This is a genomic window from Nisaea nitritireducens, from assembly GCF_014904795.1.
GTDB lineage: Bacteria > Pseudomonadota > Alphaproteobacteria > Thalassobaculales > Thalassobaculaceae > Nisaea > Nisaea nitritireducens.
Map to the genome: position 1 here is coordinate 1 of NZ_JACZFS010000017.1, position 13,163 is coordinate 13,163.

10 protein-coding genes are annotated in these 13,163 nt (G+C 62.7%); 2 read left to right on the forward strand and 8 right to left on the reverse strand.

Translation table 11 applies throughout. From position 1 onward, the window contains the following. Window positions 1–2,734 (forward strand): beta strand repeat-containing protein (locus tag IG629_RS22855; RefSeq protein ID WP_264299818.1); only part of this gene is annotated, 2,734 nt, incomplete at its 5' end. 353 nt (window positions 2,735–3,087) lie between these two features. Here the strand turns inward: IG629_RS22855 and IG629_RS06225 are convergent. From IG629_RS06225 to IG629_RS06255, 7 genes are all read right to left on the reverse strand, one after another. After that, entirely contained in the window at window positions 3,088–3,921 is an 834-nt protein-coding gene (locus IG629_RS06225) for an XdhC family protein (RefSeq protein WP_226886504.1), read from the reverse strand. A 12-nt stretch (window positions 3,922–3,933) separates the two neighbouring features. Continuing rightward, entirely contained in the window at window positions 3,934–5,157 is a 1,224-nt protein-coding gene (locus IG629_RS06230; protein WP_193171320.1) for a vWA domain-containing protein, read from the reverse strand. A gap of 2 nt (window positions 5,158–5,159) precedes the next feature. Beyond that, window positions 5,160–6,044 (reverse strand): AAA family ATPase, encoded by an 885-nt coding sequence (locus IG629_RS06235; RefSeq protein WP_193171112.1) that lies wholly within the window; start codon window positions 6,042–6,044, stop codon window positions 5,160–5,162. Window positions 6,045–6,102: 58 nt separating this feature from the next. Further along, window positions 6,103–8,523: an aerobic carbon-monoxide dehydrogenase large subunit gene (locus IG629_RS06240; protein ID WP_193171113.1), complete on the reverse strand. Its 2,421-nt coding sequence runs from the start codon at window positions 8,521–8,523 to the stop codon at window positions 6,103–6,105. Beyond that, on the reverse strand, window positions 8,520–9,014 hold the full coding sequence (locus IG629_RS06245; protein ID WP_193171114.1) for a (2Fe-2S)-binding protein: 495 nt from the start codon (window positions 9,012–9,014) through the stop codon (window positions 8,520–8,522). The genes IG629_RS06240 and IG629_RS06245 overlap by 4 nt, the downstream gene beginning before the upstream one ends. 14 nt (window positions 9,015–9,028) lie before the next feature. Further along, complete coding sequence (locus IG629_RS06250; protein WP_193171115.1) at window positions 9,029–9,892, reverse strand: FAD binding domain-containing protein; 864 nt, start codon at window positions 9,890–9,892, stop codon at window positions 9,029–9,031. 177 nt (window positions 9,893–10,069) lie between these two features. Further along, window positions 10,070–11,239, reverse strand: coding sequence for an MHYT domain-containing protein (locus IG629_RS06255; protein WP_193171116.1), 1,170 nt, complete (start codon window positions 11,237–11,239; stop codon window positions 10,070–10,072). A gap of 146 nt (window positions 11,240–11,385) precedes the next feature. Between IG629_RS06255 and IG629_RS22590 the strand changes: the two genes are divergently transcribed. Then, a complete protein-coding gene (locus IG629_RS22590; protein ID WP_226886505.1) occupies window positions 11,386–11,640 on the forward strand; it encodes a hypothetical protein in 255 nt (84 codons plus the stop codon). A gap of 169 nt (window positions 11,641–11,809) precedes the next feature. Here the strand turns inward: IG629_RS22590 and IG629_RS06265 are convergent, their stop codons facing one another. Beyond that, window positions 11,810–13,069, reverse strand: coding sequence for a hypothetical protein (locus tag IG629_RS06265; RefSeq protein ID WP_193171117.1), 1,260 nt, complete (start codon window positions 13,067–13,069; stop codon window positions 11,810–11,812). Between the last annotated feature and the right edge of the window lie 94 nt (window positions 13,070–13,163).

Consider the following 13,163-nt stretch of genomic DNA (forward strand, 5'->3'; position numbering starts at 1 on the left):
GGTCGGCGACGACAGCACCAACAGCCGGACCATCACCCTCGGCGGTGCAGGCACCAGCATCACCGCCAATTCGGCCACAGACGCCGTCACCTTCAATGCCGGCGGTCTTACCCTGACCGGTACGCTGACCGGCGAAGGCACCGTGAACGACACGCTGCAGCTCGCAACGGGCGCCAACATCTCGGGCGGTACCATATCCGCGGTCGAGAACCTGACACTCGGCTCCGGCGCCTCCGTCACCATGACCCTGTCGCAGCTGAACGGCTTCAGCGGCACGGTCACCGCCGCCGGCAGCGAGACCGTGACGCTTTCGGGCAACGGCAATTTCAGCACCCAGAGTGCCATCGAGAGCTATGTCGTCGGCGACGACACCACCAACGCCCGCACCGTTACCATCACAAATGCCGGCCACAGCGTCAGCGCTACCTCCACAACCGATGCCGTCACCTTCGACGGCGGCGCCCTGACCCTGACCGGAACCATCACTGGCGAGGGCACGGTCAACGACACACTCCTGATCGGCAACGGCGCAAACATCTCCGGCGGCACCATCTCCGCAGTCGAAAACCTCACCCTGTCGGGCTCTGGCGCCTCCGTCACCATGACGGCAGCCCAGCTGAATGGCTTCAGCGGCACCGTCACCGCCGCCGGCAGCAACACCGTCACCCTGACCAGCACCGGGAACGTCTCCAGCGCCAGCCTCGACGCTATCGAGACCGTCGCCACCGCAGCCGACGCAGGCGCCCAGACCATCACCCTCACCAGCGCCCAGGCCTCTGGCAAGACGCTCACCGCCGGAGATGCGGCGAGCGATCACTTTGTCATCACCGGCTCGGCCGGGAACCAGACAATCACCGGCAGCGCGGGCGGCGACACGATCGACGGCGGCGCCGGGGACGATTCCCTGTACGGTATCGACGGCTCAGACTTGATTTCGGGCGGTGATGGAGCGGATCTTCTGGTTGGCGGCGCCGGTGCGGACACTCTTGTGGGTGGCGCGGGTGCTGATACGTTCTCGGGCTCAGCGGGCGAGCTGAACGGCGACACGATCTCGGATTTCGCGGTCGGCGACAGTATCGTTGTCACCGGCGCGGATCTGTCGGCTCTGAACAGCACAGCCGCCAGTGCCACAATCGCAACCGGGTCCGGTAACCTCGCCCTGACGGGGATCAGTGGCACGAGCGGGACATTCAACGCGGTTTTTGCCGGCGGCAATACGACGATCACATTGGTCGCCCCCGTTGTTCCGTCCACGTCGACACCCACCAATCCGATTGTCGTGACGCCAACAGCCCCGTCAACGACAGGGGGAACGGGCACAACGACGTCCAACAAGATTACCAACACCGGTACGGCATCCGGCAGTGCCGCGTTGGTTGAGAACTCAGGCAACAACGGGAACGTTGTCACTGCAACACTGCCGGGCGGAACGTCGATTGCTTCAGAGGGTCCCAGTACGGCGCAGTCCGGAACAGACGCGGTAACGTCATTGGTGGCTGCGGTTGAATCACGCAGTTCAGCCTCCAACACCCAGTTAGTTGGCGGGGCTCAGGCCTTCCTGAAAAATTTGGCATCTACAACCACTTTGGACGTTCGAACTATCGTCCCTACCTCGACGAGCACATTGCTGAGTGAACCCATCAAGATCTCGGGCACAACCGGGACTGGCGGCTCAACTCAATCGGAAGCGTTCGTGATCGACATTCGGACCTTGCCTGCCGGCTCGACGATTCAGCTCGATAATATTGAGTTCGCCTCGATCCTTGGCTCAGTGACGGTCAACGGTGGCGCAGGGTCAAACTATGCCGTGGGCGATGAGGCAAGCCAGTTCATCTCCCTTGGTGAAGGCCCAGACACGCTATTCGGCGGTGGCGGTGACGATACGATTGGCTCCGCCGGTGGGGACGACGATCTCTATGGCGATGACGGCAACGACTATGTCTTTGGCGGGACGGGCAACGATACGGTCAACGGTGGCGCTGGCGATGATCGCCTCGCGGGCAACGAGGGCGATGACATGCTGTTCGGAGAGAGTGGTCGAGACTACGCAAGCTTCGATCTCGACTACTCCGAAGACGCTGCAGGTATCTCGCGGAACGACGGGACGATAGCCGTCGAGGGAACCGACACGATCAACGGTGTGGAGATCCTGGTCTTCACCGATCGTAAGACCGTCATCACCACAGATACGACTTCGGATGCTGCGAGCTTCAACGAGGCCCGATATCTGGCTCAAAATGCCGATGTTGCCGAAGCTGTTGCCGCTGGAACGTTCAGCTCAGGATTGCAGCACTATCAGCTTGCAGGACAGTCGGAGGGTCGTGCGGGTGCGAGCAGTTACACGGTCGATGAAGCGTTCTATCTAGCGCAGAATGCTGATGTAGCAGCAGCGGTTACAAGCGGAGGCTTCACCTCCGGTATGCAACACTTCCTGCAATTCGGACAGTCTGAAGGCCGAGACGGCAACGCATTCTTCGACAGTACTTACTATCTGGCTCAAAACACGGATGTGGCCGAGGCTGTGAACTCTGGAAGCATCCAGTCCGCGTACGAGCATTATATTTCGAACGGAGCAACCGAGGGCCGGGCTGCGTCAAAGTTCTTTGACACCACAAAGTACCTCGAGGCCAATGCGGATGTGGCGGAGGCTGGTGTGAATGCGCTTGAACATTATCTGACCCTTGGCCTCTACGAAGGTCGTACGGGGTTCTTGGTCGATGACTTCAGCCTGTGAGGATTGGGATCAGGTTGTAGCGCTACCTGCCCGAAGTTCGTCGGGGAACAGTCAGCCGACAGGAAATCGGCCCGTTCACGCTCTGGCAACCCGAGCTTGCAACATTTGACTGGCGCGTAGCGGTACTGGCCGCTCCGAGCGGTCTGATGTTGCTGCGATGGCACTTGGGCATCGGCCGGGTCGACAGTTTCAGGCCCGCGGACATGGCTGGGACGCCGACCTCAGGGCCCTACGCGCCGGCAGAAACCCATCCTTAGCTCAGCAACAGACAGGCGTTGTGTCCGAGGCCTGTTCGATCACCCGCCGGAGCAAGGCTCGGATCCGTCCGACCGCGCTGCCGAGAAGTCGCTTCTTCATGCCGTTGCCCTCCTGTTGTTTTCCGCGCTGTCGCGGGCGCGCTGACGGCGGACCGCAACCAGCTCCGCCATGATGGAAAGCGCGATCTCCTCCGGCTCGATGGCGTTGATATCGAGTCCCGCCGGAGCCTTGAGCGCTTCCAATCGTGCCTCCGGCAGTCCGCGCTCCGCCAAGTGTGTGCGCATTACGTTCGCCTTGCGACGGCTGCCGACGAAGGAAACGAAACCGGCACCGCTGTCGAGCGCCCCCGCGAGTGCTTCGCGGTCGCGCTTGCCCTGCGTCGCGACAACGACGAAGTCGCGCGCTGCCAGATCCAGCGCTTCGAACTCGAACCCCTCGTGTCGCACCACATCGACGGTGAATCCGGCGAGATCTTCCGCCAGCGCCGATGCCGTCACCCGGTAGCCGAGGGTAACGGCGAGCCGCGCGAGCACGGTCGCGACCGAAGAGCCGCCGCAGATCACCAGCCGCGGCGCCTGTCGCATCGGTTCGATGAAGATGTCGACGGTACCGCCGCTCGGACAGCCGCTCTTGTGCAGCTCGACACCGTCGCGGTCGAGCCGCTCGACCACTTCGTCGCCGGGCTTCACCCGGATCAGGCGGGGCTCCCCCGCGTCGAGCACCGCTTCCGCGGAGCGGCGCACGGCGCCCTGCACGCAGCCGCCGCCGAGAAATCCCTTGATCGTCCCGTCCGCGAGCACCACCGCCTTCGCGCCGGCCTTTGCGCTGGTTGCATTCTCGGTCCGCACCACGGTCGCGACGCAGAACTCCGCCTCCGCCTCCATCAGGGCCGCGATCGTGGTGAAAACGTCATCGTGCTGCCGTTCCATTCCTCCGTCTCCCTATAAGGCCGCCAGCTCGGGCTCGAGCGCCGCCAGCGCCTGCAGGCTGTTCGCAGCGGAAAAATGATCGATATGGGGCAGCGCCGCCGCCATGCCCCGCGCCACAGGTTCGTAGTCCTTCCAGCCGAGCAGCGGATTGAGCCAGACGATACGACGCGCCCGGGTCCGGAGCCGCTTGAGCTCCCGTGCCAGATGTTCCGGCGCTTCGGTGTCGTAGCCGTCGCTCAGGATCACCACGACCGTCCGGCTGTCGATCGCCTGCTTGGCGTAGCGCGTGTTGAAATCCTCGAGCGCGCCGGCGATCCGGGTTCCCCCGCCGAAGCCCTCTATCATCAGAGAGAGCTTCGCCAGCGCCCGGAACGGGTCCTTGTCGGTGAGCGCATCCGTCACGCGAACGAGACGGGTATGGAAAAGGTAGGCGTCTGCCCGCATCCAGCGGCAGAGCAGGCCCCGTACGAAAAGCAGGAAATACCGGCTGTAGAGCTTCATCGAGCCGGAGACGTCGAGCAGCACCACGATGCGCACGGGACGGTCCGGCCGCGTCCGCTTCAGCAGATCCACCGGCTCGCCTCCATGGGCGATGTTGCGCCGGATGGTGCGCCGGAGGTCGAGGCTGCGCCCCCGTGCAGAGGGCTTGCGGCGGCGGCTAAGACGGTACCGCATCGCGCGCGCTAAACTCTCCGCCACCCGTTCCGCCTCGGCGATATCCTCTTTCGCCGAGATCTCGCGCAGATCGGTCTTGAACAGGCTGTCGCGCCGGTCGGCGGCAATCCGGTGCGGCGCGGAGGGAGCTTCCGCATCCTCCTCGCCGTCGCTGGCGTTTGTCGCCTGCGCCGCCCCGCCGATCGGACGCCCTGCCCGATCTTCCGGCGGCAGCACCTTGTCCCAGAGCGCCGGGCGTGCCCGCTTCGGCGTGCTGGTATTCTCCCCCCGCAGGATATTCGCGCGCCTCACACCCTCGCCGAACCAATAGGCCCGGAACAGCGTGTCGAACCGGTCCCAGTCCTCCCGGTTGCCGCAAAGCGCGACCTTGAGCGCCGCCTGTACGCCGTCCGGTGTCGGCCTGTCGAGGCGCCTGACGATGTCGAGCGACAGGGCCGTCTCAGACGGACCGAGAGTGAAGCCGTTCAGCCGGAGATGGGCGATGAAGCCCCGCATCCGCTCCCGCGGTCCCGGGGGCTCCGGGGGCTCCGGCAGGACGCCGTTCTCGCCGGGCTCCGCCATCGTCACGCGACCTTTCCCATCAGGCGCTGGGTAACTTCCGGTGCGATCGCGCGCTGGTCCGCCTCTGTCTTCAGCAAGCAGATGAGGCTCGCCTGCAGCAGATCGAGATTGTCCTCAAGCTTCTCCACCTTGAGACCGACAAGCGCCATCGCCCAGTCCAGCGTCTCGGCAATGCCTGGCACCTTCTCCAGCTCCTCGCGGCGGAGTTGCTGCACGAAGCCGACGATCCGCCGTGCGAGTTCGTCGTCGATCTCCGGCATCCGCGCGGCAAGGATCGCCCGCTCCTTCTCCGCGTCCGGATAATCGACCCAGGAATAGAGGCAGCGCCGGCGGAGCGCGTCAGAGAGCGCGCGGGTCCCGTTCGATGTCAGGACCACATGCGGGATCGAGACCGCTTCGATGGTACCGAGTTCCGGAATCGTCACCTGATAGTCGGCCAGCAGTTCCAGCAGAAAGGCCTCGAACTCCTCGTCCGCGCGGTCGATCTCGTCGATCAGCAGGACCGGCGGCTCGAGCTGGCTGATCGCTTCCAGCAGCGGTCGCCGCAGGAGGTATTCCTCGGAGAAAATATGGTTCTCCAAGGTCTCTGCAGAGTCCGCCCCTTCGGTTGCCTCCCGTGCCCGGATGGACAACAGCTGACGCTGATAATTCCACTCGTAGAGCGTCGCGTTCGCATCCAGCCCTTCGTAGCACTGCAACCGGATCAGCCGGGTGCCGAGCAGCTTCGCCAGCGCCCGCGCGATGTCGGTCTTGCCGACGCCCGCCTCGCCCTCTAGCAGCAGCGGGCGGTGGATCTCCGTCGCCAGCGTCAGCGCCATCGCGAGGCTTTCCTCCGCGATGTAACCGGCTTTTGCGAGTTTTGCCTGTAGCTCTTTGTAATCTCTCATGGATTGAAAACCCGGACCGGACGACGCATGGGTTGCCGCCCGGCCCGGAGGTGGGTTTCTAGGCCGTGATGCCGAGCCGCTCGGCCGTCTTCCACACCCGCCAGTGATCATGCGGCATTTGCGTGTGGGTTAGACCGAGATGGGCGAAGGCATCGTTGACGGCGTTGGAGAAAGCCGAGACGCCGCCGACATTCGGCGACTCCCCGACACCCTTCGCACCGATCGGGTGGTGCGGCGACGGCGTGACGGTGAAATCGGTCTCCCAGACCGGCGTTTCCACCGCCGTCGGCAGGAAGAAGTCCATCAGGCTCGCGCCCTTCACGTTCCCCATTTCGTCGTAGGAGATCTCCTGGCCCATGGCGATGGCAAGGGCTTCCGTCAGTCCACCATGCACCTGTCCCTCGATGATCATCGGGTTGATCCGGGTACCGCAATCGTCCAGCGCGTAGAAACGGCGGATGTCGGTCACACCGGTATCGACGTCGATGTCGACGACGCAGACATAGGCCCCGAAGGGATAGGTCATGTTCGGCGGATCGTAGTAGCTGACGGCCTCCAGACCCGGCTCCAGACCCGGCGGGACGTTGTTGTAGGCGGCGAAAGCGACTTCGGCCATGGTCTTGAAACGTTCCGGCGCGCCCTTGACCACGAACCGGTCGACGTCGAACTCGACATCGTCGTCATGCACCTCGAGCAGCCAGGCGGCGATCATCTGCGCCTTGGCCTTGATCTTCCGACCCGCCATCGCCGTCGCGGCACCGGCGACCGGCGTCGAGCGGGAACCGTAGGTCCCGAGGCCATAAGGCGCGGTGTCCGTATCGCCTTCCTCGACCGTGATCTGGTCCGCAGGGATGCCGATCTCGGAGGCCAGGATCTGGGCGAAGGTCGTAGCATGACCCTGCCCCTGGCTTATGGTCCCGAGCCGGGCAATCGCGCTGCCGGTCGGATGCACCCGGATCTCGCAGCTGTCGAACATCCCGAGCCCGAGAATGTCGCAGTTCTTGATCGGGCCGGCCCCGACGATCTCGGTGAAGAACCCGACGCCGACCCCCATCAGGGAGCGGGTCTCGCCGCGCGCGAAGGCCTCGCGGTTGGCTTTCTGCTCGTCCCGGAGCGCCTTGTACTTGACCGTCTCCAGCGCCTTTTCCATCGCGGTATGGTAGTCGCCGCTGTCGTACTCCCAGCCGAGCGCCGAGGTGTATGGGAACTGCTCTTTCTTGATGAAGTTCTTTATCCTGAGCTCCGCCGGATCCATCTCCAGCTTGCGGGCGAGCACATCCATCATCCGCTCGATGAAATAGGATGCCTCCGTCACCCGGAAGGAACACCTGTACGCGACGCCGCCCGGCGCCTTGTTGGTATAAACGCCGTCGACCGATACGTGGGCGACGGGGATATCGTATGAGCCGGTGCAGATGTTGAAGAAACCGGCCGGGAACTTGGTCGGGTCCGCGCAGGCGTCGAAGCCGCCATGGTCGGCGAGCACGTGGCACTTGAGCCCGGTGATCCGCCCATCCCTGGTCGCTGAGATTTCCCCCGTCATGTGGTAGTCGCGGGCAAAGGCCGTCGATTGCAGGTTCTCGATCCGGTCCTCGATCCACTTCACCGGGACGCCGAGCACGATCGAGGCGACGACGGAGCAGATATAGCCGGGATAGACGCCGACCTTGTTGCCGAAGCCGCCGCCGATATCCGGCGAGATCACGCGGATCTTGTGCTCCGGAATTGTGGAGATCAGCGAGGCCACGGTACGCACCGCATGCGGCGCCTGGAAGGTACCCCAGAGGGTGAGATGGCCGTTTACCTTGTCCATGCTAGCGACGCAGCCAGCGGTCTCCAGCGGGCAAGGATGGACACGCTGGTAGGTGATCTTCTCCTTGGCCACGATTTCGGCATCGGCCAGTGCCCTTTCGGTGCCGTCCTGATCGCCGACTTCCCAGGTGAAGATATGGTTGTGGTGACGGCGGGGCCCATGCGCCCCTTCGGTCTTGCCTTCGAGATCCTCGCGCAGGACCGGCGCATCCGGGTCCATCGCCTTGAACGGATCGACCAGGACCGGCAGTTCCTCGTACTCGACTTCGACCAGCTCGGCCGCGTCAGATGCCGCATAACGGTCGTCGGCGACGACGAAGGCCACTTCCTGGCCCTGGAACAGGACCTTGCCGTCGGCGAGCACCATCTGCACGTCACCGGCGAGCGTCGGCATCCATGCGAGATTGACCGGCTTCAGGTCATCCGCGGTGAGCACCGCCTTGACCCCCGGCACGGCCAGCGCCGCTTCCTTGTTCACCGATTTGATACGGGCATGGGCATATGGCGAGCGGACGAAATCGCCGAACAGCATGCCCGGCAACTTGATGTCGTCGACATAGTTGCCCTTGCCTTGCACGAAGCGGGCATCCTCGACCCTGCGGCGGGCGGTGCCCATGCCTTTCAGGTTCTGTTTGCGTTCCTCGACACTGGCGACTTCGGCGTTCATTGGGCAGCCTCCCTGGTCGCGTTCAACTCGTCCGCCGCGGCCCGGATGGCCTTGACGATGTTCTGATACCCCGTGCAACGGCAGAGATTTCCGGAGATCCCGTAGCGAATCTCCTCCTCGCTCGGGTTCGGGTTTTCCTGCAGCAGCCTGTAGGCCCTCGTGATCATGCCCGGGGTGCAGAAACCGCATTGCAGGCCGTGATGCTCGCGGAAGGCTTCCTGCAGCGCGTGCAGGGTGCCGTCGGCATTCGCAATACCCTCGATCGTGGTCACCTCCGCGCCGTTCGACTGGGCGACGAAGACGGTGCAGGATTTCACCGACTTGCCATTCAGATCGACGGTGCAGGCGCCGCAATGGCTGGTCTCGCAGCCGATATGCGGGCCGGTAAGGCTTAGCTGCTCGCGCAGGAAATGGATCAGCAGGGTGCGCGGCTCGGCGAGGCCTTCGACCTCGGCGCCGTTGACGTTCATTTTGACATGCATCTTTGACATCAGTCGGCTCTCCCTCAACCGGCGTTCTTCTGGGCGCGGGCGATAGCCCGGCGCACCATGATACCGGCGACATGGGTCCGGAAATCGGCCGGCCCTCGTCCGTCGCTCGTGGGTTCAGTGATCTCCTCGGCGAGGCGCACCGCCGTGTCGACTGCGTCCGCCCCTAGATCAGTTCCAACGAGCGCGCCTGCCGCCGCTTCCGCATAGAGCGGCGTCGACGCTACATTGGTGAGCGCGATCGATGCCGAGGTACAGCGCCCGCTTTCCACGGTCAGGATAACGGCGGCCGCGGCAGTCGCGTAGTCACCGATCTTGCGCTTCTGTTTCTCGTAGGCGGCGCCGTGCCCGGCGGCCGGGGTCGGGATCCGGATCTGAGTCAGAACCTCGTTTTCCTCGAGTTCGGTGAAGTAGGCGGCTTCGTAATAGTCCCGGGCGGCGATGTCCCGGCTGCCGTTCGGGCCAACCGCGCGGAACCGCGCGCCGAGCGCCTGCATGATCGCCGGCATGTCGTTGCCGGGATCGCCGTTCGCGACATTGCCCCCGATCGTGCCGCAATAGCGCACCTGGGGATCGGCGATCAGCGCCGCCGCTTCCGGGATGATCGGACATTTGCGGGCGAGCAGGTCGGAGATCAACACCTCGTGCTGGGTTGTCAGCGCGCCGATGACGAGCTCGCCGCCGTCTTCCGAGATGCCATGCAGACTATCGATGGCCTGCAGATCGACGATGTGCGACGGCACCGCCATGCGCAATTTCATCATCGGTATCAGACTGTGACCGCCCGCGAGCAGGCGCGCCTCGTCACCATGCTCGTTCAGCAAGGCGATGGCACCGTCGACGGATTCCGGGCGATGATATTCGAATGATCCTGGGATCATTGTGGCTACCCTCCCTCAAGGACTGCGGCTCTAATGGCCTCGTTGCCGGTTTGCCGGCACTTGAGGGACAGGATGAATACACGGCGGCGGATGCACAGATGGCTATGCGCCCCGGGCGCCTCACTTGCACGAATGGCGAAATAGCTGCACGAACTGCAGCGGCCACTGACGGCGGGGTTACAGTCCCAGCGCCTTGCGCACGTCGCCCATATGGGACCGGCTGACCGGTATCGCCTCGCGGCTCTGCCCGGCGACCAGCACGAAGGCCTTGTCCTTCTGCCGCTCGAAACCCGCCGCATGCTCCATATTGAGCAGGAAGCTCCGGTGCGTGCGCAGGAAGGCGGTGCCTTTCAGCACCCCTTCCAGCTTGGATAGTGACCACGGGCAGAAGACATGCGCCGCGCCGTCATAGATCTCGGTGTAGTGACCGTCGGCCCTGATGGACCGGATGTTGTCCGGAGTCAGGAAGTAGGTCGTGTTGTTGCGTTCATAAGGAATACGGATCCGGCCGAGCGGTCCGGTCGGCATCGGGCGGGCCTGTTGCGCCGCGACCTCGTCGGATGCAGACACGCCGGCAAGAGCGGAAGCGTCTTCTCTCGTCTCGTCCGCTTCCGGCGCCGTCGTGCCGCGGACCGGGAGAGGGCCGTCCATCGGAAGCGCGGAAAGCAGGAACAAACCGCAGACGACAAAGGCGGCGACCGCGACCACCAAGGCCAGATAGGTATCGGGCAGCATCGGGCCCTCCACCAGTATGGTGGTCGCGGTACGGCTGAAGGCGGTAGATGCCATGGCCGAATAGTGCATGCTGGATATCGTGACCCCCAGCACCAGCGCTCCGAGACTGAGCTGCATCAGGGTGCGCTTCTTGTAAGCGAGCGCCAGGGCACAGGTCGAGGACAGGACCGCAATCATGGTCGGCAGCACGAAGCCGAACGGGCTATAGCTGACGATGCAGCTCCCCGTCAGGGCCTCCATGCCCACATAATGCATCGCCACGATGCCGCATCCGATGAGAGTTCCCGCCGCAACGGTCTTGGAAAGAGAACGGGTGCCCAGATGCATCAAGGCAAGGCCTGCGCCCGTGATCAGGATCGCGATCAGGACGGAGCCGAGCGTGTATAGCAGGTCGTAGGCTACCGGGACCGGCAGGCGCAGGGCCAGCATGCCGACGAAATGCATCGACCAGATCCCGCCGCCGATCGCCATCGCCGCTTTCGCAAGCTGTGCCTTGCGGGTCGCACTGTCTACATGGCGCAATCCGATCAGCAGCCGCAGCCCGGTAAAGGACGCCATCGCCGCGACCGCCACCGACGCCACAACCAGAAGCGGATCATATGAGACGATCATTTCGCCACCACCCGCAAGTTCCTCCCTAAATCGAGCCGGTTTGCCGACTTCTTCGTTCCCTTATTCAGTGTAACAAACATCGACTCGTTTAAGGAAGGCAAGCGGCACTCACCAGCCCTGGCCGAGGGGATTGCGGACATGAATCTGTGGGCGCATCGATCGTAGCTGGTGTGAATGCGGGTGAGATGATGGATGGCCTTGGTTTGGCTGAGACCACCCCCGGACCGCTCACCCTGGTAACCGAGTTTGTCGGTTTCCTCGCTGCCTATCGGGATGGCGGCATCATGCTTGGGATTGCCGGGGCGGCCCTGACGCTTTGGCAACCCGAGTTTGCAACATTTGACTGGCGCATAGCGGCACTGGCTGCGCTCAGCGGTCTGATGTTGCTGCGATGGCACTGAGGCATCGGCCGGGTACTGCCGATCTGCGCAGGACTCGCTTGGCTGATGGTCGACGGCCCTTAACACACCAGACTTAACCGGACCCGGGTGCTCACGCGCCCGGGTTCATGCCAACACAGAGCCAGCAACAGAACGAATTAGATCAGTCATGCTCCATAAACATCATCAATTACCCTTCTATCCCATGATTCACCGGCCGCCTTTCGCCGAAACGGTCCCAGAAGCCTTCATATAAACTGCCTAAACAGTCCTCAATCGATGCATCATCAAGCGCTGTAAGTTGGGCCTGCAACGTTATTTCTGACATGAAGCATGGGCCGGACCAGTTGTGATCGCCGAGAGGAAAGCGAAATCCTTCTGACGGCGCCATACCGAACTCGATGGAAATTGGCAGGGGCGTGTTGAAGTGCTCAACCATAGCTCGGGCCGTAATCGTCAACGTTCGACGGGTCTGGTGCTCCAACGCACCAATTGGTACGTAGGGCCAGCCTGGACCTCGACCAGCCTCTTCACGAAGAAGGTATGCTTCAACTGCCCAAACCTCGCCAGTTTCAAAGAGCTGCGTGGCGGACGAAACCTCGAAAGGGGCGTCACCGTTTCCACCGGCACGCTTGATCAGAACAACCCCATTTCGATTACGGCATAGGTTGAACCCGCCGTCGAAAGTTGTGAAATGCCTAGCATAGTCATGTAAATCCGCTGCGGCGATTCTTGGTACTTCATGAGGCGGCATCAGGCGCAAATATATTAACGGTCCTGACGGGCTCATGAGATTAGAACCGTCACGACGCAGCTGGCCAAGTACCTCGTCAGGTTCCCACCAACGCGCCGAGTCTGTCGTGCTGTCGGCGCAATCAAATGGGCCCAACGCTTCAGCTGCGGCAGCTGCAGCCGGTTCCTCTACATATGGCCGCAGTGCCTCAACAAGAAGTGACGTGAACTTCTTCGCCTCTGCCTTGATCTCAGTGCTTACGGCGCCATCCGGCAAGTTGTATGAAAGAATCCCTGTCTTGTGCCGAAGATCGAAGGCCAACTCTTCGTGGCGACCAAATTCGAGGTTAAGGACCATCAACACGGACGCGTCGCCGAGTGTTCCTTGAGCATACCCAAGTTCGATCGCCACGTTCGGGTTTGTTAATTTTTTGGTCCGGCCGTCGACGCTGACAAGCTCAATTACGGGAGTCACATCGCAGATTACGACAGCAACTTCTCTGATCTTTGCGTATATGGTGTCTGCTAGCCCCGGCGAGCCTTTCACGCCCTTGCGATCCTGATCCAATTCAATTTCATCGCGCGCAGCCGGCTCGAGTTGAGACGTTTCATTTCGCTCGTCATTGAGCCTTTCGATTGCTGCCAACAAGCAGTCACGCACGAAATAGCGCCCTGTTTTGCCAGACCTATCTGACTGCCAAGACCAGAATACCTTCATGCCCGCATCCATAAACGAATCATTGATGGTCTGTATCCACGCAAACGCTTCACAGCACGAGGCTACAATCTAGAGCACTATTGCAATATTAGCG

Coding starts and splice junctions, on each gene's coding strand:
- IG629_RS06240 (WP_193171113.1), bottom strand. CDS start 8,523: ATGAACGCCGAAGTCGCCAGTGTCGAGGAACGCAAACAGAACCTGAAA.
- IG629_RS06250 (WP_193171115.1), bottom strand. CDS start 9,892: ATGATCCCAGGATCATTCGAATATCATCGCCCGGAATCCGTCGACGGT.
- IG629_RS06225 (WP_226886504.1), bottom strand. CDS start 3,921: ATGGAACGGCAGCACGATGACGTTTTCACCACGATCGCGGCCCTGATG.
- IG629_RS06235 (WP_193171112.1), bottom strand. CDS start 6,044: ATGAGAGATTACAAAGAGCTACAGGCAAAACTCGCAAAAGCCGGTTAC.
- IG629_RS06245 (WP_193171114.1), bottom strand. CDS start 9,014: ATGTCAAAGATGCATGTCAAAATGAACGTCAACGGCGCCGAGGTCGAA.
- IG629_RS06255 (WP_193171116.1), bottom strand. CDS start 11,239: ATGATCGTCTCATATGATCCGCTTCTGGTTGTGGCGTCGGTGGCGGTC.
- IG629_RS06230 (WP_193171320.1), bottom strand. CDS start 5,157: ATGGCGGAGCCCGGCGAGAACGGCGTCCTGCCGGAGCCCCCGGAGCCC.
- IG629_RS06265 (WP_193171117.1), bottom strand. CDS start 13,069: ATGAAGGTATTCTGGTCTTGGCAGTCAGATAGGTCTGGCAAAACAGGG.